Origin of the sequence: Streptomyces monticola (genome assembly GCF_042665355.1) — a bacterium.
Taxonomy (GTDB): Bacteria; Actinomycetota; Actinomycetes; order Streptomycetales; family Streptomycetaceae; genus Streptomyces; species Streptomyces monticola.
In genome coordinates this window covers 507,233-527,296 of sequence record NZ_JBHTCF010000001.1, presented here as the reverse complement: position 1 = coordinate 527,296, position 20,064 = coordinate 507,233, and the positions used below count along the sequence as shown (strand labels likewise).

Below are 20,064 nucleotides of genomic sequence, written 5' to 3'. Positions count from 1 at the left end.
CCTACTTGGGCAGTGCCGGTACGTCCGGCTTGCATGGCGCCGTGCAGATCGGCCCCTGGTTGATCTCGATGTAGTTGTCCGGGCCCGACACGGACGCGGTGAGCAGCGGGTCGAGGTCCTCGCCGACTCCGCACCCGGAGAAGGGCGGGATGTCGATATGGCCCTTGAGGACCCCGCCGGTGAGCACCTCGTAGTCGCCTTCGAGCTGTACGTCGACGGGCCGGGCGGTGCGGCACTCGCGGCCCACGTCCAAGGGCTGACCGCCCACCCGCACGTCGTACATCCGCAGGTGCATGTAGTAACCGGCCCTGGTTCCCGGCTTGTTGTTCTTGCGCCAGGACGCGATGGTGACCGGCCGGGCCTCGAAGCGGATCTTCGCGGTCGTCGGCTGGAAACCGAAGGTGAGGAAGGTCGACTCGGCGTCGGGGAAGCCGATCTTCCCCACGTTGTCGAACTCGTAGTAGTCGGTGGTCTTCGAGGTGACGGTGCGCTTGCCGATCGCCAGATACATGGGCCCCGGCCGCTTGCGCGGATCGTTGACGATCATCGAGTTGCCGAGCTTGCGCACGGTGGAGTAGCCGACCGCGACGACGCAGGCGGGGTTGCCCCGGCCGCCGTCGGTGATCACGGGGTCGGGCGGCAGCGGTGGCAGCCGCTTCTTGTCGAGCTCTCCGGGCGGGACGGTGGCGGGGCAGCTGGGCCCCGGGGCGCGGGCCTGCGGGGCCGCGTTGGGCACCCCGTCTTCCGGAGTCACGTCCGGGGGCGCGTTCTCCGGCTGCCCGGGTGCCGGGTCCGTGGCCGGGTCCTGTGCGTCCGGCGTTCCGGCCACCGGGACCGCCGCGAGCCGCACCTCGTCGCGAGGCTCGCAGCTCAGCGTGGTGGCGGCCGCTTCGTCCACCGTCCGCAGGGACAGGGTGAGTCGGCCGAGTGCGTAGGTGACCTCGCCGGCGGCATCGACGGTGACCGGATCCACCGCACCGGCGAAGGTCAGCGGCTCCTCGGCCGGAGCGGGGGTTCCCCCGGGGGCGGCCGGGGCCCCTCCGGACGGGCCCCCGGGGGAAGTCGAGGGCCCGCCCGGTGCCGCGTCCCGCGCGGTCAGGCCGGCCCAGTCGGCGTCCGCGGACCGCCCGTTCTGGGCGACGCGGACGGTGAGCGACGCGGTGGAGCCATCGGCCCGCACACCGCCGTCGCCCCCGGTCAGCGGTCCGTCGTCGGCCGGGGCCACGCGGACGGTGACGCCTTCGGCCTCGATCGGCTTGCCGGGCTCGCCCGCTGACGGGAAGTCACCGGTGACGGTGACCTCGGCGCCGTGGCTCTCCCCGTCGCCGCGGCGGCAGTCGTAGGCCGCGGTGGCCCGCGCCTGCTCCCCGCCGGCCAGCGCACCGGAGCCGCCCATGAGCCCCACCAGGAGCGCGAGGGCTCCGGCGGCGGCCACCTGCGCCTTACGGCGCCGGGTCCGTCCTCTGCTCATGGTTCAGCTCCCGTGAGAAACCGACTGGAATCGCCCCGGAATTTCAGAACTCCATTCCCGGGGCGGTGACTTGCGGCGGTGACGTTACGTACGAGTAACCAGCCGGTGCAATAGCGGGGCGTACGGATTCTGGTCGGCGGCGCCGCGCCCGGAATTCTTTAGCGGCGCCGCCACAAAGACCCCGGAGCGGTTCATCCGCGGATGAGTAATCGGCCATGACCGCGGTCCGTGCCCAAGGGAACGGGGTCCCGTCGCGGGGGGAGTGCGAGGGGACCCCGTGTGCGGAACCGCAGACCAAGGGGGTTGGCAGCCAGGTCCCGAGCGCGGGGCCCGGCGAAAAGGGAGGGCACGGACCCCGCTACATCGAAGCTACGAACGGGTAACTACAATTCGCAAGAGCCATTCAGCCGAAACCGGGCGCACCGGCACCGCACGATTGCGGTCTTGTCGCCGCATGACAAAGCCGGGACCCGCCTTTCATCCGTGGCTGACCAATGTCCGGGCCCGTCCGCCTCTTTGCGGTTACGACTCTCCCTGACCGGTGAGTACGCAGGGGACCATCGGGGATGCTCAGGTGCCGTCAGGGACGACGGACCCGGGTGCCGTCATGGGCGGTGCCCACGCACCGCCGGAGCCGGTGTTCACCTGCCGTCAGGGGGGGGTGCTCACGTGCCGTTCGAAGCCGTGGTTGTCCGAACACACCAAGTGAGGTTGATCGTGTCAGGAGTGCTGCGTTCCGGCCCGGCGTGGTCTACGTTGCTTCCCGCTGTCGCATGTCACAGGTCTCGGACAGCCGGTGCACACGCCCCCACGTCACCGCACCGCGCAGCCCGCGGCCGCCGATGAGCCGTCCGCACGGGGGCCTCCCACCCCGGCCCGTCCCGACCGGGCCGGCCGATTCCCCTGCGCCGACAGCCAGTTAGGGGACGAACATGCACCACGCGATCCGCGGCTCGGACCCGGCCGACCAGCTGGGGCCGATCCCGAAGGAGCTGGCCACGATCATGTGGTCCGAACTCCCCAGCCTCCTCGAAGAGATCCGCTCGGAGATCATTCACTCGGTGCCCGAGTACGCGGACGCCCTGCGCGGTCCGCTCGGCCATGTCGCCCGTACCGGTATCGAGCAGAGCCTCGCCATCTTCGTGGACCAGATCACCCGGCCGACCGCGCCCTCGCCGCTGCGCGACGAGATGTTCCGGCACTTCGGCCGGTTCGCCGCGTCCGAGGGCCGGAGCCTGGACACCCTGCAGGCGGCGTTCCGGATCGGGGCCCGGGTGGCGCTGCGCCGCGGCAAGAAGATGGGCCGGCGCTACAACCTGTCGCCCGCCGTGATGCTGGCCTTCGCCGACACCCTGTTCGCGTACATGGACCAGCTCGAAGCGCTCTCGCGCCAGGGCTATCTGGAGGCCTCGGCCGCCGCCGTCGACGACCGGGACAAGCACCGAAGACGGCTGCTTCGCATGATCCTCTCGGGTTCGACGGCGCCGCGCGGCACCCTGGAGGAGCTGGCCGAGCAAGCCGCGTGGCGCCTCCCGGACGAGGTCACCCTGGTCGCCCTCGACACCGCGGCCGATCCGCCGCGCAGCGCTCTCGACCCGGACACCCTCGTCGACCTCGCTCCGGGGCGCCGCTGTCTGCTGCTGCCCGGTGAACTGGGCGACGGACGCCGGGAGATGCTCGAGGGCGCCCTGGGCACGGCGCGCGCCGCGGCCGGGCTCACCGTGCCGCTCTCCGACGCCGGCGACTCGCTGCGCTGGGCACGGCAGGCCCTCGACCTCGCGGAACTCGGCGTCATCGACACGGGACCGCTGGTGCTGTGCGAGGAACACCTCACCACCATGTGGCTGTTGAGCGATCCGGCGCTGCTCGAACAGCTGGCCCGTCATGAACTGGCCCCGCTCAGCGGCCAGACGCCGGTACGCCGTGAGCGCCTCATCGAGACGCTGCGCGCCTGGCTCGCCACCCGCGGCACGGCCGCGCAGATCGGCGCGGAACTCCAGGTCCATCCGCAGACGGTGCGCTACCGGATGCGGACGATCGACGCCGCCTTCGGCGCTCAACTCACCGATCCGGAGCACCGGTTCGCGACCGAGATCGTACTGCGCGCGATGCGTCTGCGCGAAGCCGCGGGACTGCCGCCACTGCCGCAGGAGCCCAGGTCGGCGGAGTGATCCCCGGCACCCGGGGCACGGCCCCGGCTCGGCGGCGACGCCGACGACCATGGCCGGTTTACGTCTCTTGCGGGTGCGTCCACCCCGCCGTAATTATTTAACTCAGGAGTAAACTTACTCTGGAGTAAGGAGCGTCCCCGTGCCCGAGATCGCCACCCCGCCGCACTCCCCACGGCGAAGAGCAGAACCGGACGACCCGCTCGCCGCCCTGCCCCCGGGCTTCGCCGCCATCATGCGCCCCGAGATCCCCAGCCTCGTCCAGGAGAGCATCACCGAGATCCGCCGCGCCATCCCGAAGTACAACGCCTACTTCGAGGGCCGCTTCGCGCGGGCGGTCCAGCTGGCCACCGAACAGACCCTGGCCAGCTTCGTCAGCAAGGTCGACTCACCCGGCACCTCCACCTCACAGCGCGACAGACTGCTGCGCAGGATCGGCCGGTTCGAGGCCTACGAGGGCGGCAACCTGGACGATCTGCACGCGGCCTTCCGGATCGGTGCCCGGATGGCGCTGCGCCGCGCCAAGAAGGTCGGCCGCCGCTACAACCTCTCCCCGGCCGTCCTTCTCGCCTTCGCCGACGCGATCTTCACCTATGTCGAGGAACTGATCGACATCTCCCGTGCGGGATTCCAGGAGGCCACCGCCGAGATGAACGGCGGCCAGGAGGCACACCGCACCAAGCTCCTGCGGGAACTGCTCGCCGGCACCGCCGATCACCCCCGCACCGACCTCAAGGCGCTCGCGGACCTGGCCGGCTGGCCGCTGCCCGACGAGGTCACCCTGGTCGCGCTCAGCCCCACGGCGACCCCGGGCCGCGGGCTCCTCGCCGGCGATGTCCTGGTGGACCTGGACGATCCGCAGCCGCACGTCCTGGTGCCCGGCCCCATCGACGCCGAGCGGCGCGCGCTGATGCAGGCCGCCCCGCACACCATCCGCGCGGTGATGGGCCTGACCGTACGCCTCGAGGACGCCGCCACCTCACTGCGCTGGGCCCGGCAGATACTGGGCCTGGTCGAGTCCGGAGTGATCGAGGACCGGCCCGTCACCTACTGCGAGGACCACCTCACCGCCCTGTGGCTGCTGCGCGACCCGGCCCTCCTGGACCACCTCACCACCAGGCACCTGGCCCCCCTCGCCCATCTCACCGCGACCCAGCGCACCCGGCTCGTGGAAACCCTGGAAGCCTGGCTCGCCACCCGTGGCAACGCCGTACAAATGGCCGAGCTGCTCCATCTGCACCCCCAGACCGTCCGCTACCGCATGCGTCTGCTCGACGCCGCCTTCGGCGACCAACTCGCCGACGCGGACCGGCGCTTCAGCACCGAGATCGCCCTGCGCGGCCTGGCCGTCAACGACCCCCCGTTCCCGGAGAAGGGCAACGGCCCCCGCCCCCACCCGGAAACCTGACCCCCGCAGCACGCACGCCCCCGCCTGAGCCCGCCGCCGCACGCACGCCCCCTCCCACCTGAGCCCGCACGCACGCAACCGCCTGAGCCCGCCGCAGCAGACAAGGCCGCAACCGCCGGTACCCCCGCACCGGCACCGGACGCAGCGCCCGCAGACGGTACTGCGAGGTGTCCGCGAGCCGGGTGGCTGCCCGCCCGGCCCCGGCCAAGCCGTACCCACCCAACCCATCCGCCTCCCACCCGACCTCCCGCAAGCCCCCCCCCCGCCTAAGCCCGCCGCAACAAACAAGGCCGCAACCGCCGGTACCCCCGCACCGGCACCGGACGCAGCGCCCGCAGACGGTACTGCGAGGTGTCCGCGAGCCGGGTGGCCAGGGATTCGTCGACCAGGATCGTGCCGGGGCGGGCGATCGCGGTGAGGCGGGCCGCGATATTGACCACCTCGCCGTACACATCGCCGAGCCTGCTCAGGACGGCACCGCAGGCGAGCCCCGTCCGCAGGCCCGGCAGTCGCGCCTGGTCGAGCGCCCGCTCGCCGAGCGCGAGTGCCGTCTCGGCGGCCGCGACGGGATCGTCACAGGTGAACAGCACCTCGTCACCGATCGTCTTCACCACACGGCCGCCGCCCTGCGCGATCACCTCCGCCGCCAGGGACTCGAAGTACTCCAGGAGCAGCACCAGTTCACGCTCGTCCAGGCGCCGGGTCAGCCGGGTGTAGCCGACCATGTCGACGAACCCCACCACCCGGTGTCGCCGCGCCCCGTCACCGTCACCGCCCTCCGCGCCCTCGGCGAGCATCCGCCCCGCGAACGCCGCGAGGTGGCGCCGCCACACGTAGTCCTGCAGCTCGGCCACCACCGGAAGCACCGACTCGGCGAGCTGGGCGCCCAGTTCCTCGTCGAGGCCCTCGCCCGGCTGCGCCCGCAGCCACTCCGCCACAACCTGCACCTGCCACTCGGCGAGCCGCGACAGATGGTGGCCGAGTGCGCGGGTCAGGCCGGCGTCGAGCCCGGCGTCCACCAGGCCGGAGCCGAGCAGTTCCGTCGCGGTGCGTGCCGCCCGTACATCCGCCTCGGTGAACACCTGGGCCTCGTCGTCGACCGCCGCGAAGCCGAGCGCGCCCCAAAGGCGGCGCAGCCGCTCGGGCTCCACACCGGCCTGCCGGGCGACGTCGAGGCGCGTCAACTTCCGCTCGGCGCCCAGGAGTACGGCGTCGAGCGTCCGGTCACTCATGTGGTGTGCACGATCAGCACGTCGCCGTCGGCCTTGCGCGCGACCTCCGCGGGCACCGAGCCGAGCAGCCGCCCGGCGAGGGTGTTGAGGCCCCGGTTGCCGACGACGATCAGGGTCGCCTTGTGCTGGGCCGCGCCGTCGAGCAGCGCGGCCACGGGTTCGCCCCGCACCGCCGTCGTGCCGATGTCGACCCCGCCGGCCCGCGTGGCCCGCTCCCGCGCGGTGCGCAGTGTCTCTTCCGCGGGCGCGGACCCGACGACCTGGTGCGCCTCGTCCCGCAGGGTGTCCTGCGCGGCGAGCACCTGACGCCGGTCGGCCGGTTCGTAGGCGCACAGGATGACGAGCCGGGCGACGTTCACACGGGCCATCGCGGCGGCCCGCTCCACCGCGACATAGGACGACTCGGAGCCGTCGGTGCCGACGAGGATGGTCTCGTACGCAGTCATGCGGCGACCCTAGAGTCCCTTCCCGGAGCCGGATTCTGACGGGTGGTCAACTTATGCGTCGCTGACAAGACGGCACGCCGTCACACGCGCAGGGGGAGCGAATCCGTCGCCCCGGCCCGCGCTCCGAGCCCCGCCCGCGGCGCGAGCCCGAGTACCCCGACCTTCCCGGTGTGCCGGTTCGTCTGCACGAGCCGGGCCGCCTCCCCCGCTTCCTCCAGGCCGTACGTCACGGAGAGCGCGGGCCTGATGTGCCCGAGGGACAGCAGCCGTCCCACCGCGGCCTGTTCCTGCAGATTCGCGCCATGGCTGCCGATGACCCGCTTGAGCCGCATCCACAGATAGCGGTTGTCGAACTCGTGCAGATAGCCGGTCGACGAACCGCAGGTCACCACGGTGCCGCCACGCCGGACCACGAACACCGACACCCCGAACGTCGCGCGCCCCACATGCTCGAAGACGATATGCGGATCCTCACCGACCTCGGCGCGGATCCGCTTCCCGAGCCTCTTGCCGACCGCCGCCGGGTCGTCGGGCGCGTCACCGGTCAGGCCGATCTCCGCGCGGTCGATCACGACATGGCACCCGAACTCCCGTGCGCGGACGGCCTTTTCGGCGCTGCTCACCACGCCCACGGCGATCCCGCCGCCATTGCGCACCAGCTGCGCGGCATACGCGCCGAGCCCGCCCGCGGCGCCCCAGATCAGCACCACGTCGCCCTGCGTCATGCGCGCGCCCCGGTCGCTGACCAGCATGCGGTAGGCGGTGCCCGCGCACAGCGGGTTGCAGGCGGCCTCTTCCCAGGTCAGTCGCTCCGGCTTGGGCAGGAGCTGGCTGGCGCGGGCCACGCAGTAGTGGGCGAGGCCGCCGAAGTTGGTCTCGAAGCCCCAGGCCCGCATATCGGGGTCCAGCATGCCGTCCCCGTGCGTGGCCGGATCCTCCTCGTCGACCACGACGGGCGAGACCACGACCTGGTCACCGATCCGCCAGCGGCGCACACCGGCCCCGGTACGGACGATGACACCGGCCGCGTCGGAACCGACCACGTGATACGGCTGATCGTGCCGCTGGGCCCAGCCGCCCTGCCTGCCGTACTGCTTGAGGAAGGTGAAGGTGGGAATCGGCGAGAACATCGCCGACCACACGGTGTTGTAGTTGATGCCGCTGGCCATCACCGCCACCAGGACCTCGTCCGGGGCGAGCTTCGGCATCGGCACCGCGCCGACGTGCAGCGTCTTGCGTACGTCCTTGTCGATGTTGTCCGCGATGCCGGCGAACCTCCCCGCGTCCTCGGCCCTGAGATGGGCCGCGGTGTACTCCGCCGGAACGGGCAGCCGTTCCAGTTCGGCGGCCGTGGCATCGGCGACGACGGCCTCGGCGAGTGCGTCCATGCTCTTCCTCCCTCGGGGGCGGGCTGACAGCGGTGACAGGTTGCGACTTGAACAACGAAGTCACAAGGGAATTGCCATCAATTCCCTTCTATTGCCAAGTGATTGGGCCCTGGATTATCACTCCGCGACACATTCAGAATTCCCCCCGCTCCCCCGCACGGGCCGGCTGTCATTTCCCTGATGAACACAGCCCGCCGAATGCGCGGCCCGACCATAGAGCCGATACGAACCGCCTCACTAAGGTCCGCCGCACGCACCGCGAAAACAGAGAAGGTGAGGCCGATGGCGCAAGAGGCGATGGCACAGGACGCCCCGTTCGGAGAACGCATGGGCACGTCCGACCGGATCATTGTCGGAATCTTCGTCGGCGTGCCCTTCCTCGCGGTGATCGCTTCCGTCGTGGTGCTGTGGGGCTGGGGCGTCACCTGGCACGACCTGGTCATCGGGGCGGTGATGTATCTCGTCGCGGGACACGGCATCACCATCGGCTACCACCGCCTCTTCACGCACAAGGCCTTCAAGGCCTCACGGCCCCTGAAGATCACGCTCGCCGTGGCGGGTTCCCTGGCCGTGGAGGGCGACCCGATCACCTGGTGCGCCGACCACCGCCGTCACCACCAGTTCGCGGACAAGGCGGGTGACCCGCACTCGCCGTGGCGCTTCGGCACCTCCGTGTGGGCGCTCACCAAGGGCATGGTGTGGGCGCACATCGGCTGGACCTTCAACAACGAGAAGACCAACAAGGAGAAGTACGTCCCCGATCTCCTCGCCGACCGCGACCTGCTGCGCGTGACCGCCTGGCAGCCGGTCCTCGTCCTGTTCTCCTTCGCCGCCCCCGCCGTGGCCGGCGGCCTGTGGGGCCAGGGCACCTGGGACTCGGGCGCCGCGTGGTCGGCGTTCTTCTGGGCGGGCCTGGTCCGGATCGGCCTGCTGCACCACGTCACCTGGTCGATCAACTCGATCTGCCACATGACGGGTGAGCGCCCCTTCAAGGTCCGTGACCGCTCCGGCAACGTCTGGTGGCTGGCCCTCCTCTCCGGCGGCGAGTCCTGGCACAACCTCCACCACGCCGACCCCACATCGGCCCGCCACGGCGTCCTGCGCGGCCAGCTCGACACCAGCGCCCGGATGATCCGCCTCTTCGAACTGGCCTCGTGGGCCCGGGATGTGCACTGGCCGGACGAGCGTCGGCTCGCGGCGAAGCGCTCCGCGGGAAGCCCGGTATGACACCTGCGGGTGCGTCGTGGCTGGTCGCTCCCCCAAGCTCTCGGCTCCGCTCGAGCAAGGGGGACCCCCATCGCGGCGGAGCCGCATATCGACACAGCCCCGCGCCCCTTTCGGGGCGCGACGAACCGCACTACAGGAGGCCGAGGCCCTTGGCCAGGACCGGCCACGAGGCCTTGAACTCCTGCTGCCAGTTGGGCCAGGCATGGGTGCCGCCGCTGTAGAAGTGGGTCTGCGCGGGGATGCCGAGACGGTCGAGGCGGGCCTTGAAACCCCCGGCCTGGGCGCGCAGCGTGCCTTCCAGGATGTCGATCTGCAGATTGCCGAAGTCCGAGCTCGGCACGCCGCTGCCCTGCGACAGATAGAGCCCGGTCCCCGCCAGTTTCTCCGCCAGTGCGTACGGGTTGTGCTGCCGCCAGTTCTCCCGGTGCAGCAGCGGAACTCCCCACAGGCTGACCGGAAGGAGCAGTTCGCGGGCCACGATGGCGTGCACCACCGACACCATGCCGAGGGCCGTCGTATCGAGTATTCCGCTGTACGACGCGGCCGCGCCGAAGGTGCCCGGGTGGCGGGAGGCGAAGGCGAGCGCTCCGTAGCCGCCGGTCGACACCCCCGCGACGGCCCGTCTGTCTCCGGCCCGGTACTCGCGCTGCAGCAGCCCCATCAACTCCTCGACCTGGAACGTCTCGTAGTCGGGCGCTCCAGGCCTGCCCCACTCCCACCAGTCGGTAGGTATACCGGTCGCGCCCGACGACGGCATCACGGTCAGGACGTCCTGGTCGGCGAGGAACTCCTCGACATCGGTCTCCCGCGTCCATGAGGTGTAGTCGTCGTGTGCGCCCTGCAGCAGATACAGGACCGGCCACTTCCGCTCGGGCTGCGCGTCGAAGCGGGCGGGCAGGATGACCCGTACCGGCAGCTGCTTGCCCACGGCCGCCGATGCGACGGTCAGGTCGAAGGTCCTCGGGGCCACTTGTTTCACGCCGGTGATGCGGGCGCCCTCGGCGGTGGGCCGGGGCGCGGCGGCCGCCGTGCCGCTGCCCAGGGTGTCCGTGGCCGCGAGCGAGCCCCCGGTGGCGAGCAGCGCGGTGACCGCCGCCAGGGCCGCCAACCGGGTACGTGGTCTGCGGTGCCGGCGCGGGTGCCGGGGCGAGTCGGGGTGATGCGTCATGGGCCAGGCTCCTCTCAACTGCTGTTCAGATCACGGATGATGAGCTCGGCCAGGGTGTCCACGACCGGCGGGTCGAGCAGCGACAGATGGTGTCCGGGCAGCGCGGCGACGGTGAGGTCGGCGCAGTACGCGTCCCAGCCGAGCGCGGCGTCGTCGCGCTCGTAGCGGGTGTCGCGCACGGTGTGCGGGGCGGACTCGCTCGCCCGGTACAGCAGCGTGCGCCCTTCGTACGGCCCCGGTGTGTGCCGCTCCCCGCTGCGCAGATCCAGATACGAGCCGCGCTGGTGGTCGAGGACGGCGGCCGGCAGGTCCACGGCCTGCTCGAGCAACTTCACGACCAGGTCGACCTGTTCGGCGTCGCCGAGCCGCGCGAGCTCCTCGTAGGGCAGCGCCAGCGGCGCCCCGTAGGTCCGCTCGATATACGTCGCGAAGTCCGCGAACCTGCGGTGGGCCTCGGCGGCCGGGTCGAGGTCCGGGGGTGCGGGCAGGGGCAGTACGGAGTCGATGAGGATCAGGGTGTGCACGGGGCCGTGCGCGCCGAGCAGGCGTGCGGCCTCCTGGGCGAGGAGCCCGCCGTAGGACCAGCCGCCGAGGTGCCACGGGCCGTGGGGGGACAGGTGTCGTACGCGGCGGGCGAATTCCGCTGCGCGGCCGGTGACGTCGTCGGGGTCCGTGACTCGGTCGAACCCGAACACGGGGTGCGTGTCGCCGACACGCTCGGCGAGCGGGCCGTAGACGTCGGCGTCGCCCCCGGCGGCGTGCGCCAGGAAGAGGGGAGTCTTCCCCACCCCGCCCCTTCCCGTAACCGGGGGCTCCGCCCCCGGACCCCCGCTCCTCAAGCGCCGGAGGGGCTGATGAATCAGCCCGTCCGGCGCTTGAGGACAGCCGTCCGCAGGACTTTCGGGAAGGGGCGGGGTGGGGAAGGAAAAGGGCTCCGGCAGCAGCGCCGCGACCCCCCGCACCGTCCCGCCCCGCAAGAGCGTCCCCGGCTCCACGACCACCCCGAACTCCCGCTCCACCACACCCCGGATCCGGGCCGCGGCGAGGGAGTCGAGGCCGAGGTCGGTCAGGGGGACGTCGGGGTCGACGCGGTCGACGCCGTAGCCCATGACCGAGGCGACACAGTGCCGCAGCCGGTCGAGGGGCGAGGCGTCACGGGGCGCGGGATCCACCGGCCGCGGGCCGTTCTCGTCGGTGCGTCCGGGCCAGAAGAGCCGGCGCCGCCACTCCGCCGACGGCACGTCGACGATCCGGCCGCCCGGATGCAGCGCACCGCGCGCCGCACCACGCGCCGAAGGGACGCCTGCCACCAGGAGCCCGGCGAGGGAGGAGCGGAAGGTGAGCCCGTCGTCCGTGGCGCGGCGCAGCGTCGGCAGGACCAGCGGGTCGGTGACCCCGCACGCGGTGAGGGTCTCCGTGAGGGGGTGGGCCTGCGTCGGGTGCGGGGCGACTTCGACGAACACCCGGTGCCCGTCCTCCGCCGCCGCCCGCACGGCCTGCGCGAACCGCACGGGCCGCCGCAGATTGGCCACCCAGTACGCGGTGTCGCAGGGCGCGCCGTCGCAGGGATCGTCGAGGACGGTGGTGTAGCGGCGGCAGGCGGGCCTAGCGTGCGGCACCGCCCCGAGCTCCCAGGCGAACTCGTCGAGCAGCGGGTCGACATCGGCGGAGTGCCCGGCGCCGACGACGGGCAGCGGCCGGGCGAAGCCGCCGTCCGCGGTGATCCGGGCGACCAGGGCCGTGACCTCGGGCCCCGCGCCGGTGACGACGCTCTGCACGGGCGAGGCGTGGACGGCCACGTTCAGGGAGCTGAACTCGCCGACCAGTGCGGCCAGTTCGTCACCGGCCCGGTCGACGACCGCCATCGCACCGCCCCGCAACCGGTCGAGCAGCCGCGAGCGGACCGCGACGATCCGCGCGCCGGTGGCCGGGTCGAGGGCTTCCGCCGCGACGGCGGCCGCGATCTCGCCCATGGAGTGGCCGATGACGGCGTCGGGTCTGAAGCCGTACGACTTCCACAGTTCAGCGAGGGCGACCTGAAGGCCGTACAGGACGGGCATGACGACGCCGGGCGTGGACAGGTCGGCGTCCGGGGCGAGGCTGTCATGCAGCGAGAGGCCCGCCTGTTCGCGCAGGAGGGGTTCCATACGGGCGACCGCGTCGGCGAACACCGGTTCCGCGGCGAGGAGTTCACGGCCCATGCCGGGCCACTGCGAGCCGTAACCGGAGAACACCCACACCGCCGGGCCCGCGGCGGCGCCGGGGCGGCCGGTCACCAGGTGCGGATCGGGCTCGCCCGCGGCGTACCGGGCGAGTGCCTCGGTGGCCGCCGTGCGCCCGCGGGCCACGACGGCGACGCGGTGGCGGCCGCGCCCGGTGCGGCCGCCGAGGGTGCGGGCGAGATCGGCGGCGCGGGTGCCGCGGCTCGCGGGGGTGGCGAGCCAGTCGGCCAGCTCGCCCGCGTAGCCGCGTACGCGGTCCTCGGTCGGGCCGTCGACGAGCAGTACCGACGGCTGTTCGCCGGCCACCGGGGCGGCGCCCCGGCGCCGCGCGGTCCGGTGCTCGCTGAGCGCCACATGCGCGTTGGTGCCGCCGAACCCGAACGCGGACACCCCGGCCGTGGCCCGGCCCGAGTAGCGCGGCCAGGGCTCGGGCGCGCCCGTGACGACGCTCAACCCCAGGGCGTCCAGGTCGATATGGGGGTTGGGGGTGGTGAAGTGCAGCCCTGGCGGTATCTCGTCGTGGTGCAGGGCGAGGACCGTCTTGATGAGGCCGGCGATTCCGGCGGCTGCTTCGAGGTGGCCGATGTTGGTCTTGGCCGAGCCGATCAGGAGGGGTTGTGCGGCGGCGCGGCCACGGCCGAGTACCGCGCCGAGCGCGCCCGCCTCGATGGGGTCGCCGAGGGGGGTGCCGGTGCCGTGGGCCTCGACGTAGTCGACGCGCGCGGGGTCGGTGTGGACCTCGGCGAGCAGGGCGCGCTGGGCCTCGGCGTTGGGCGCGGTCAGGCCGTTGGAGCGGCCGTCGGAGTTGACTGCGGTGGCGTCGATGACGGCGAGGATCCGGTCGCCGTCGCGTTCGGCGTCGGGCAGGCGCTTGAGTACGACGACGCCGCAGCCCTCGCCGCGCACCATGCCGTCGGCGGCGGCGTCGAAGGCCTTGCAGCGGCCGTCGGCGGCGAGGGCGCCGGCGCGCTGGAAGCCGATGGTGATGGCGGGCGAGAGCAGCAGGTTGACGCCGGCGGCGAGCGCCGTGTCGCTCTCGCCCGAGGCGAGGCTGCGTACCGCGTGGTGCACGGCGACGAGCGACGACGAGCAGGCGGTGTCGACGGCGAGGCTGGGGCCGCGCAGGTCGAGGAGGTAGGAGAGCCGGTTCGCGGCGACGCTCAGGGCCGCGCCCGGTGCGGTCCAGGCGTCGACGGCGGTGGGGTCGGCGGTGGTGAGGTGGGCGTATTCGTTGCCGCTGATGCCGACGAAGACCCCGGTGCGGCTGCCCGCGAGGGACGGCACGGGCAGCGCGGCGTGGTCCAGTGCCTCGCGGGTCACTTCGAGCAGGAGGCGCTGCTGCGGGTCCATGGCGGTGGCCTCGTGGGCGCCGAGGGAGAAGAACTCGGCGTCGAAGGCGGCGATGGTGTCGAGCCCGCCGAGGAACGCGCCGTGCCTGCTGGTGTCGTCGGGCAGGGTGACGCCTTCGGGCAGGAACGGCGGCCACCGGTCGTCGGGTACGCAGCCGACGGCGTCGCGGCCCTCGCGCAGCAGCCGCCAGTAGTCGCCGGGCGTTCCGGCCCCGCCGGGGAAGCGGCAGCCGATCCCGACGACGGCGATACGTGAACTCCCTTCGAGATACGGGGAGTTGACGGTCTCCGGCGTCTCGGCCGTCCCCGTACCGTCCCGCGTACCGCCCCGCCGCGGACCCCTCTCTCCCAGCCATCGCGCCAGCGCCTCGATCGTCGGCGCCTCCCACAGCAGGGTCGCGGGCAGCCGCTCGCCGGTGAGCTGACCGAGGCGTGCGGTCAGGGCGACGGCGTCGCGTGAGGTGAGGCCGAGTTCGGCGAGGGGCCGGTCGTCGGCGATGACGTCGGGCGTATGGCCGTACCAGGAGCAGAGCCCGTCGACGACGACGGCCCGGATGTCCGCGAGAGCCGGGGGCAGCGGGGAAGCCGGGGGCAGCGGGGAAGCCGGAGACTGCGGGGCGGCCGAAGGCTGCGGGGCGACCGGGGACGGCGGGGCGGCCGAAGGCTGCGGGGCGGCCGAAGGCTGCGGGGCGGCCGGAGACTGCGGGGCGGCCGAAGGCTGCGGGGCGGCCGGAGACTGCGGGGCGGCCGGAGACTGCGGGGCGGCCGAAGGCTGCGGGGCGGCCGAAGGCTGCGGGGCGGCCGAAGGCTGCGGGGCGGCCGGAGACTGCGGGCCGGCCGAAGGCTGCGGGCCGGCCGAAGGCTGCGGGCCGGCCGAAGGCTGCGGGCCGGCCGAAGGCTGCGGGCCGGCCGAAGGCTGCGGGCCGGGCGGGGGCTGGCTCATCGGCCCGCTCCCGTGCCGTCCACGGGGAAGCCCCCGTCCGCGTACCGGGCCCGCGCGGCCGACCTCGCGACCTTGCCGCTGCTCGTGCGGGGCAGCGATCCCGGTGCCACGAGGAGGAGTTCGGCCAGGCGCAGACCGTGCCGGGTGGAGACGGCGGCGGTGGCCGTGCGCAGGGCGGCGGCCGCGGCCTCGGCGTCGGGGGCGGCGTCACGGCGGTGTTCGGCGACCACCACGAGACGGTCGGCCTCGTCCCCCGGCACGGAGAACGCCGCGAGCCGGTCGCGCCGTACCGTCTCCACGGCCGACTGCACGGTCTCCTCGATGTCCTGCGGATAGTGGTTGCGGCCGTCCACGATGATCAGGTCCTTGAGGCGTCCGGTGACGTAGAGCAGCCCTTCGTGGACGGCTCCCAGGTCGCCGGTGCGCAGCCGGCCCCCGCCGAAGGTGTCGGCGGACAGATCGGCCTGCTTCCAGTAGCACAGGCCGATGTTGGGGCCGCGGAGCCGGATCTCGCCGATCTGCCCTTCGGGGAGCGGGGCGCCGGTGCCGGGGTCGGCGATCTGCAGTTCCTGTCCGACGGGGGTGCCGCAGGACACGAGCCGGGTGGCGGCCGGGTCGCCGGGTTCGCAGGGCTTGATACGGCCTTCGGTGAGGGCGGCGGCGTCGCAGTCGAGGGTCGTGGGCGCCGTGCGGTAGGTGTCGCTGGTGACGAAGACCGTCGCTTCGGCGAGCCCGTAGGCGGGGCACAACGCTTCGGGGGCGAGCCCGGCGGGTTCGAAGGCGCGGGTGAAACGGGTCAGGGTGCCGGGCCGTACCGGCTCGCTGCCGTTCATCAGGACCTTCACGCGGTCCAGGCGCAGGTCGGCGACATCGTCCCAGGGCACGCGCGAGGCACAGTAGTCGTAGGCGAAGTTGGGGGCGGCGCTGACGGTGCCGGGGTAGGCGGCGAGCAGCCGCAGCCAGCGCGACGGCTCTTCGAGGAAGGCCACCGGGTCCATCAGGACGGAGGAGGCGCCGACGATGACGGGCGCGGCGACGCTCAGCAGGAGCCCCATGTCGTGGAAGAGCGGCAGCCAGCCGACGGCGGTGTGGCGGTCGGCGCTGTCGTCGCCGTCGGCACCGAAGGCCTCGATGGCCTGGCGGGCGTTGGCCACGACGTTGGCGTGGCTGATGACGACACCGGCCGGGGTGCGGGTGGACCCGGAGGTGTACTGCAGGTAGGCGGTGTCGTCGGGTTCGGGCCGCGCGGGCAGCTCACCCTTGGCGGCCGTCTCGTCACCGTCGTCGAGGATGAGGACGGACACCGGCGGCAGCTGCCGTCCGTCGAGGAAGTGGCGTACGGCGGCGGCGGAGGCCGTGTCGGTCAGTACGCAGCTGGGTTCGCAGTCATCGAGTACGGCCGCCAGCCTGCCCTCATGGCCCGGCAGTTCGGGGCTGAACAGCGGGACAGCGATCACTCCGGCGTCCAGGCAGCCCAGGAAGGCGGCCACATAGTCGAGGCTCTGCGGCAGCAGCAGCGCGACCCGGTCGCCGGGCCCGGCGACGGCGGCGATCCGTTCGGCGAAGCCGCGCGTACGGGCTTCGAGGCGCCGCCAGTCGAGGGTGTGGTGCAGACCCGCGGAGCCCGGCTCGGGGAACTCCGCGAAGGTGAAGGCGCGTCGGCGGGCGCGGTGCGTCGCCCAGTGCCGCAGATGATCGGTGAGGAGCGGACCCACGGGCTGCTCGGCGGGCTGGGGGGAAGGCATGGCGGCTCCTACGGGATGTGCTCCGACTGGCGCGCAAGGGGACTGGGTTCGGGTTCCGGACGGTGCACAAGGGTCCGTCGTCGTACGACCTGTGGGTAAGACGAGTCACTGACAGTTCGCCGGACACCGACTGTCACTTCGCTGACAAGCGCCGGACGGCGGATCCGGCCCAGAATTCCCCACAGGCGGAGGCGACATCCCTGCCGGAAGGGAGCGGAACGTGGGCCGAGGCAGACAGCTGGCCCTGTTCACCCTGCTTGCCCTTGCCGGGTTCATCACCACCCTCGACAACACGGTGATCAATGTCGCGCTGCCCACGGTGCAGCGCGAACTCGGCCTGTCCGTCGCGGACTTGGAGTGGGTGGCGACCAGCTACGTCCTGAGCTTCGGCGCCCTGCTCCTGACCGGCGGCCGGCTCACCGACCTGATCGGGCGCCGCCCGGTACTCGCCGCGGGGATCGTGGTCTTCACCCTGGCCTCCCTCGCCGCGGCCCTCGCCGACAGCGGCACGGCCCTGATCGCCGCCCGCACCGTGCAGGGCGTGGGCGCCGCCCTGGTCATCCCGGCCTCGCTCGCGGTGGTGGCCGCCGATCTGCCCGCCCGCAGCCGGGCCCTCGCGGTCGGCCTGTGGACGGCGGCCCTTGCGGTGGCCCTGGCGATGGGTCCGGTGGTCGGCGGTTTCGTCACCGAACGCTGGGACTGGAGCTGGGTGTTCCTCCTGAACGTCCCCTTCGGCGTCCTCACCCTGCTGCTCGTACCGGCCGTGCCCGCCGCCCGCGACCGGATGAGCCGCCGCGACGGACTGCTCCCGCTGCTCGACCTGCCGGGTGTGATCCTCTCCTCGACGGCTCTCTTCCTCCTCACCTACGCCCTGGTGAAGGGCGGCGAGCACAGCTTCAGCACCCCGCCCGTGCCGCTGTGCCTGTGGCTCTCGGCGGCGGCCGGGCTCGCGTTCCTGGCCGTGGAGTGGCGGACGTTCCTGCCCCTCGTCGATCTGCGGGTGCTGCGCAGCCGTTCACTGAGCGGCGGCGCGGCGGCGCAGGTGCTGTGGGGCATCGGCGTGAACGGGGTGTTCTTCTTCACCGCGCTGTATCTGCAGCACATCCTCGGCTTCTCCCCCACCAAGGCGGGCCTGGCGTTTCTGCCGCTCGCGCTGGCCCTGATGGCGGTGACACCGTTCGCGGAGCGCGCGGCGAAGACGGTCGGCGCGCACTGGTCGATCGCGGCGGGACTCGTCATGGTGGCGCTCGGCCTGCTGTACGTCTCGCGCACGGGTCTGGACGCCGGCTACTGGGATCTGCAGCCCGGCCTGATCGTCATCGGCGCGGGCTCGGCCCTCACCACCCCTTTGACGGTACGGTCCGTCGCCGACGTCCCCGCGACCCGTACGGGCATGGCCTCGGGCCTGGTCAGCGCGGCCCGCGAGATCTCCGGTGTGTTCGGTGTGGTCCTGGTGGGTGTGGTTCTCACCCGCACGGAACGCTCGGCGCTGCGCGAGGGCGCCGACCCACGCTCCGCGTTCCTCGACGGCTATGACTCGGGACTTCAACTCGCCGCGCTGTGCGTCCTGTTGGGAGCCCTGGTCACGGCACTCACGCTGCGTCGCCCGGGACGGCATCGGGGGGCACGGGCGGCACGGACGGCCCCTGCCGGGCGGGCTCGCGGCGCGACGGGTACGGCTGCGGGTCCGAGCCCAGGTCCGGGTCAGGACGCGGTCCGGGCTCCGGGTGCGAATCAGGGTGCGGGCCGGGCTCCGGGTGCGAATCAGGGCCGGGGCCCGGGTCCGGCTGCGGCTCCGGCTCCGGGTCCGGGTCCGGCTGCGGCTGCGGCTGCGGCTGCGGCTGCGGCTGCGGCTGCGGCTGCGCGGCAACGCCAACGTGCGGCGCACAGTCGCCCCTGACCACCCCGGCCCTGAGCACCGCCCCCACCTCCCCCGGTGCGAGGACCGTCACGAATCCATCCGGTCCCATGACCGCGGTCGCGCCGGTACGCAGCCAGCCCTCGCCCGTGACCTGGGGACCGCGCACCCACAACTCCCCTGCGGAGCCAAGGGGCAGGTCCCCGCCTCCGTACCCGTACCCGCCCCCGTCGCCCTCGGCCACGATCCGCACCTCGGTGCCCGGCAGCGGCAGGCCCGCCGTACCGGCACGGGCATTGGCGCCGCGCGGGTTGGCGAGCAGGATGCCGGCGGTCTGCGGCAGGCCGTAGCCCTCGACGACCGCGGCGTCCAGGAGTCCGTCGAGCCGCGTGGCGGCGTCCGGCGCGAGGGGCGCCGTCAGACAGGTCCGTACGGTGGCGAGCGCCTCCCACTCATGCGCGGGACGCTCCAGGAGCCGCCGCAGTTCGGCCGGGGCGAGCGGCAGCAGCGTCGGCTTCCAGCGCCGGGCGAGCCGCAGCAGCTGCCGCGGTTCGCCGGGTGGCCGCAGCACGGTGCGCATACCGGTGAGCGCGGGCAGGGCGAGCGCGAAGAGCGGTCCGTGGGGCGCCCACAGCGGTGTCCCGCAGAGCACGGTCTCGCGCCCGGTCCTCAACTCAGGCAGCCATCCGCCCAGTTGACGGGCGGCGGCGACGAGGTTGCGGTGCGTGAACGGCACCGCGTCCCCGTCGGCGTACTGCACGACCGCGAGATCCGTCGGTCCCGGCTGCGGCAGCTCGGGCCGCCGCTGGGGGCGCTGCCCCAGGACGGAGCCATAGGTACGCACCCGCACATCGAAGGGGGACCCGAAGGCGGAACCGGAGGAGGGGCCGAGGAATCCGCCCCGCAGGTCACCGGCCGGATCGTCCTCGTCATCGGGGTCCGCCACGACCGCGAGGACCGCCCCGCACCGCGCGAGCCGGTGCCGCAGGAGCTCCACCGGGGTGCCCGGGTCGAGCAGCACCGCCACCGCCCCGAGCCGCAGCACCGCGTGACAGGCCGTCACGGCACGGAGGCCGTCGGGCAGGACGAGCGCGACCCGGTCGCCGTAGCCGATGCCGAGGGTGCGCAGCGCCGCGGTGAACCGGCGCACCGCGCGGTGCAGCCACCGGTATCCGGTACGGCGCCCGTCGTGCACCAGGGCCGTGCGCAGGCCGTGCCGCCGCACCGCGTCGTCGAGCAGCGTGGGCAGCGCGAGGTCCGGCACGTCGAGGTGGTGCGGCACGCCCGGCGCGTAGTGCCGCAGCCAGGGCTGTTCCGTCATGCCCCGATGGTGCCGCACAGGCGGGTCCGGGGACTTGTCAACGGCGCACAGTTCCAGGTCCTCGCGCTGTCGGACGGTGACTATCAACTCCGGTTACCCCTCCGTAACTTCACAGTGG

11 protein-coding genes and 1 pseudogene are annotated in these 20,064 nt (G+C 72.9%); 4 read left to right on the top strand and 8 right to left on the bottom strand.

Annotated elements, in window-relative coordinates; genetic code table 11:
* Position 1: 1 nt before the first annotated feature.
* A complete protein-coding gene (locus tag ACFQVC_RS02130) occupies positions 2-1,471 on the bottom strand; it encodes a DUF6801 domain-containing protein (protein ID WP_381825759.1) in 1,470 nt (489 codons plus the stop codon).
* A 932-nt stretch (positions 1,472-2,403) separates the two neighbouring features.
* Here ACFQVC_RS02130 and ACFQVC_RS02125 point away from each other — a divergent pair.
* Positions 2,404-3,642 carry a PucR family transcriptional regulator gene (locus ACFQVC_RS02125; protein WP_381825757.1) on the top strand — a complete coding sequence of 413 codons (1,239 nt, stop codon included), beginning with the start codon at positions 2,404-2,406 and terminating at the stop codon, positions 3,640-3,642.
* Positions 3,643-3,781: 139 nt separating this feature from the next.
* Entirely contained in the window at positions 3,782-5,047 is a 1,266-nt protein-coding gene (locus ACFQVC_RS02120; RefSeq protein ID WP_381825755.1) for a PucR-like N-terminal domain-containing protein, read from the top strand.
* Positions 5,048-5,313: 266 nt separating this feature from the next.
* On the opposite strand, the gene ACFQVC_RS02115 is transcribed toward ACFQVC_RS02120, so the two are convergent.
* The 3 genes from ACFQVC_RS02115 to ccrA form a co-directional block, all read right to left on the bottom strand.
* Positions 5,314-6,279 (bottom strand): adenylate/guanylate cyclase domain-containing protein, encoded by a 966-nt coding sequence (locus tag ACFQVC_RS02115; protein ID WP_381825753.1) that lies wholly within the window; start codon positions 6,277-6,279, stop codon positions 5,314-5,316.
* Positions 6,276-6,725, bottom strand: a complete 450-nt coding sequence (locus ACFQVC_RS02110) for a universal stress protein (protein ID WP_381825751.1) — start codon at positions 6,723-6,725, stop codon at positions 6,276-6,278. The genes ACFQVC_RS02115 and ACFQVC_RS02110 overlap by 4 nt, the downstream gene beginning before the upstream one ends.
* Before the next feature lie 80 nt (positions 6,726-6,805).
* Positions 6,806-8,113 carry a crotonyl-CoA carboxylase/reductase gene (gene ccrA, locus ACFQVC_RS02105; protein ID WP_381825749.1) on the bottom strand — a complete coding sequence of 436 codons (1,308 nt, stop codon included), beginning with the start codon at positions 8,111-8,113 and terminating at the stop codon, positions 6,806-6,808.
* 282 nt (positions 8,114-8,395) lie between these two features.
* On the opposite strand from ccrA, the gene ACFQVC_RS02100 reads away from it, so the two are divergent.
* On the top strand, positions 8,396-9,340 hold the full coding sequence (locus ACFQVC_RS02100; protein ID WP_381825747.1) for an acyl-CoA desaturase: 945 nt from the start codon (positions 8,396-8,398) through the stop codon (positions 9,338-9,340).
* Positions 9,341-9,470: 130 nt separating this feature from the next.
* On the opposite strand, the gene ACFQVC_RS02095 is transcribed toward ACFQVC_RS02100, so the two are convergent.
* From ACFQVC_RS02095 to ACFQVC_RS02085, 3 genes are read right to left on the bottom strand one after another with little or no spacing between them, the layout of a single operon-like run.
* Positions 9,471-10,508 (bottom strand): alpha/beta hydrolase, encoded by a 1,038-nt coding sequence (locus ACFQVC_RS02095; RefSeq protein ID WP_381825745.1) that lies wholly within the window; start codon positions 10,506-10,508, stop codon positions 9,471-9,473.
* A 14-nt stretch (positions 10,509-10,522) separates the two neighbouring features.
* Entirely contained in the window at positions 10,523-15,022 is a 4,500-nt protein-coding gene (locus tag ACFQVC_RS02090; protein WP_381825743.1) for a beta-ketoacyl synthase N-terminal-like domain-containing protein, read from the bottom strand.
* Positions 15,019-16,767 carry a fatty acyl-AMP ligase gene (locus ACFQVC_RS02085; RefSeq protein ID WP_381825741.1) on the bottom strand — a complete coding sequence of 583 codons (1,749 nt, stop codon included), beginning with the start codon at positions 16,765-16,767 and terminating at the stop codon, positions 15,019-15,021. Before ACFQVC_RS02085 ends, ACFQVC_RS02090 begins: the two co-directional genes overlap by 4 nt.
* Positions 16,768-16,987: 220 nt before the next feature.
* Between ACFQVC_RS02085 and ACFQVC_RS02080 the strand changes: the two are divergent.
* Positions 16,988-18,346: pseudogene (locus tag ACFQVC_RS02080) on the top strand (MFS transporter); the annotation flags it as partial.
* A gap of 13 nt (positions 18,347-18,359) precedes the next feature.
* On the opposite strand, the gene ACFQVC_RS02075 reads toward ACFQVC_RS02080, so the two are convergent.
* Positions 18,360-19,946 (bottom strand): AMP-binding protein, encoded by a 1,587-nt coding sequence (locus ACFQVC_RS02075; protein ID WP_381825739.1) that lies wholly within the window; start codon positions 19,944-19,946, stop codon positions 18,360-18,362.
* Between the last annotated feature and the right edge of the window lie 118 nt (positions 19,947-20,064).